Annotated in this window: 4 protein-coding genes; all 4 read right to left on the reverse strand. The window is 78.2% G+C overall.

The window, feature by feature from the left end; all coding sequences use genetic code 11:
* Positions 1 to 75: 75 nt before the first annotated feature.
* Positions 76 to 753, reverse strand: coding sequence for an SDR family oxidoreductase (locus tag ABZ914_RS48940; protein WP_500201452.1), 678 nt, complete (start codon positions 751 to 753; stop codon positions 76 to 78).
* Complete coding sequence (locus ABZ914_RS48945) at positions 750 to 2147, reverse strand: PfkB family carbohydrate kinase (RefSeq protein WP_500201453.1); 1398 nt, start codon at positions 2145 to 2147, stop codon at positions 750 to 752. Before ABZ914_RS48945 ends, ABZ914_RS48940 begins: the two co-directional genes overlap by 4 nt.
* A 78-nt stretch (positions 2148 to 2225) precedes the next feature.
* Positions 2226 to 2837 carry a D-sedoheptulose-7-phosphate isomerase gene (locus ABZ914_RS48950; protein ID WP_500201454.1) on the reverse strand — a complete coding sequence of 204 codons (612 nt, stop codon included), beginning with the start codon at positions 2835 to 2837 and terminating at the stop codon, positions 2226 to 2228.
* Positions 2834 to 3307, reverse strand: a 474-nt coding sequence (locus ABZ914_RS48955; RefSeq protein ID WP_500201455.1) for a glycosyltransferase, incomplete at its 5' end; no start/stop codon positions are given. The genes ABZ914_RS48955 and ABZ914_RS48950, both read right to left, overlap by 4 nt.

Here is a 3307-nt window from a genome sequence, read left to right on the forward strand (position 1 = left end):
CCCGCAGCGCGGGCACCGCGGTGAGCAGGTCGCCCAGCCCGAGCGCCCGCAGCACCAGCGCGCGGCGCGGGGCCGTCACGGCCACGAGGGCTCCTTCGACGGGCAGACCACCATCTCCCGCACCTCGCAGCCGGGCGGCTGCCGGAGCGCGAAGGCGATCGCCGCGGCGACGTCCTCCGGCCTGTTCAGGTGGGCGTCCGGCCCCGGCTTGTACTGCTCGGTGCGGTCGTCGAAGAACGCGGTGTCCATCCCGCCCGGCACGATCATCGTGACGGCGACCCTTCCGGCCATCTCCGCGGCCAGCGCGCGCGTGAAGCCGACGACGCCGAACTTGGACGCGCAGTACGCGGTGGCGTCGCTGAGCGCCCGCAGCCCGAGCGTCGAGGCGACCGTGACGATCCGCCCGCTCGGCTCGTTCTCCAGGTAGGGGAGCGCGGCGCGGACGACGGCGGCGGTGCCGAGCAGGTTCACCTGCACGACCCGCTCCCAGTCCTCGGCGGGCACGTCGCACAGGGTGCCGCAGGCGTCGGTGCCGGCGGCGGTGACGACCGCGTTGAGGCCGCCCGCCGCGCGCGCCAGCCCGTGCACGGCGCGCTCGGCGCAGGGCCGGTCCGCCAGGTCCGCCTGCATGTGCTCGAAGTCGTCCTTCGGGGGGTGCCGGTCGAGGATGAGGGGCCGCCCCCCGTCCTCCGCGACCTTGCGCGCGACGGCCGCGCCGAGTCCGGAGGCCCCGCCGGTGATGAGGACGTTCATGACGCGTTTCCCTTCGTGGTGGACAGCAGGCGCGTGGTGGAGCGCCCTTCCAGCAGAGGCAGCAGGACCACCTCGCCGTTGTGCGCCCGGACCGTCTCGGCCTCGGGCAGGATCGTCCCGGCGTAGTCGGCGCCCTTGACCCAGACGTCGGGGCGCAGCCGCTCCAGGAGCGGCGCCGGGGTGTCGTCGTCGAACACGACCGCGGCGTCCACGTCGCTGAGCGCCTCCAGCACCCGGACGCGGTCCGCGGCCGGCGTCACCGGGCGGGTCGGGCCCTTGCGGCGGCGCACCGAGGCGTCGGAGTTGACGCAGACGATCAGGCAGTCGCCGAGCCGCCGGGCCTGCTGCAGCATGCTCACGTGCCCGGCGTGCAGCAGGTCGAAGCAGCCGCCGGTCGCGACGACCGTGCCGCCGGCCCGCCGCGTCCGCTCGACGACGTCCCAGGCGTCCTCCCCGCGCTCGGGGACGAGCCGGGCCGTGCCGGACTCGGCGAGCTGCGCCGCGACGGCCGCCGCCGCGCCCGCCCGGACGTAGTCCGACGCGCGCCGCACGCCCGCGGTGACGGCGCCGGCGAGCGACGCCCCGTCCGCGAGCGCCACCACCGTCCCGGTGGCGAAGCTGTCGCCGGCGCCGCAGGCGTCGCCGCGGGCCGGCTCGGCGGGCGCGAGGAACGGCGCCTCCGACCCGTCGCACAGCAGCGCGCCCTCGGACCCGAGCGTGATCGCGACGCCCTCGATGCCCCAGGACCGGCCGAGGTGCCGGCCCCGGCGGCCCGCCGCCGACAGCCCGAACCCGGTGATGTCGGCGCCGTCCGCGGCGGCCAGCCGGGCGGCCTCCTCCTCGTTCGGGGTGAGCAGCCGCGTCCCCGGCACCGGCTGCTCCCCGCGCGGATGCGGGTCCCACACGACCGGGACGCCGCGCGGCAGCGCGGCGAGCAGCGACCGGACGGCGCGGTGCCGGGTGACCCCGCGCCCGTAGTCGGAGACCAGCACCGCGCCGGCCCCCGCGATCGCGTCGGTTTCGCGCGGGCCGAAGGGCCCGTCGAGGGCCTGCCCTTCCCCGGCGTCCAGGCGCGCCACCGACTGGTCTCCCGAGCGGATGCGCAGCTTGCAGGGAGTGCCGCCGTGCAGGTGGAACGCGGCGATCTCCATGTGCCGCTCCAGCATGGCGCGCAGCCGCCGGCCCGGCTCGTCGTCGGCGAGCGCGGTGACCAGCACGACCTCCCGGCCGCCGGCCGCCGCCAGCAGCGCGGCCAGCCCGGCGCCGCCGGGCCGGGCGTGCTCCTCCGCCTGCTCGACGACCGGGACGGGCGCGTCCGGGCACAGCCGGCTGCTCGTGCCGACGATGTCGACGTCGAGCAGCACGTCGCCCACGACCACCAGCGGTGCGGTCATCTCGCCTCCTTCCGCGGGGACGGGCCCCCGTGCCTCCCGGCGGCGGCCGCGCCCGTGCGGCCGCGGCGCGAGCCCGGTTCAGGCACGAGGCGCCCCCAGGACGTCGTCGACCACCCCGCACAGCAGGTGCACCGCGGCGAGGTGGATCTCCTGGACGGTCGAGGTCGCCGCGGCCCGCACGGTGATCGCGTCGTGGCAGGCGTCGGCGAGCGGGTTCGGGCCGGGCCCGGTGACCGCCCAGGCGGTCATCCCGAGCTCACGCGCCCGGTCCGCCGCGGCGATCACGTTGGGGCTGCGGCCGCTGGTCGACAGGCACACCAGCACGTCGCCCCGGCGGCCGTGCGCCTGCACCTGCCGGGCGAACACGTGCGCGGGGCCGTAGTCGTTGCCGATCGCGGTGACCGACGAGGTGTCGCCGTGCAGCGGGATCGCCGACAGCGGCCGCCGCTCGTCCTCGAACCGGCCGACGAGCTCGGCGGTCAGATGCTGGGCCTCGGCGGCGCTGCCGCCGTTCCCGCAGGCGAGCAGCCGCCCGCCGGCGCGCAGCACGCCGGCGAGCCGGCGGCCCCACGTCTCGATGGTCGGGACCTGCTCGCGGAACGCCAGCGCCGCCTCGGCCAGCGCCTCCAGGCGCCCGTCCCGCGCGGTGGCGGTGCGCGTCCGCGCGATCCGTTGCGTGGTGGTCGTCATGCGGCCACCCCGCTCAGCGCCGCCGCGCGCTCGTAGACGCCGGCGGTGTCGGCGGCGACGCGCGCCCAGGAGTAGCGGTCCCGGGCCCGGTCGCCCGCGGCGAAGCCCATCGCGGCGCGGCCCGCCGGGTCGTCCAGCAGCGCCCGGATCGCGGCGGCCGCCGCCTCGGGGTCGCGCGGCGGGACGAGCACGCCGGTGCCGCCGTCCACGACGGTGTCCAGGTGGCCGCCGACGGCGCTGGCCACGACCGGCACGCCGCACGCCATCGCCTCCAGCGGCACCATGCCGAACGGCTCGTACCAGGGCAGGGTCACCACGAGGCTCGCCGACCGCAGCAGCGGCGGGACCTCCTCGCGGCCGAGCCTGCCGAGGAACTCCACCCGCCCGGCGACGCCCGCGTCCCGCGCGACCCGCCGCAGCCGCCGCACCTCCGCGTCGCCGTCCAGGCCCCGCCGCGGCGGGCCGCCGGC

This window comes from Spirillospora sp. NPDC046719, from assembly GCF_040645715.1.
Lineage (GTDB): Bacteria > Actinomycetota > Actinomycetes > Streptosporangiales > Streptosporangiaceae > Spirillospora.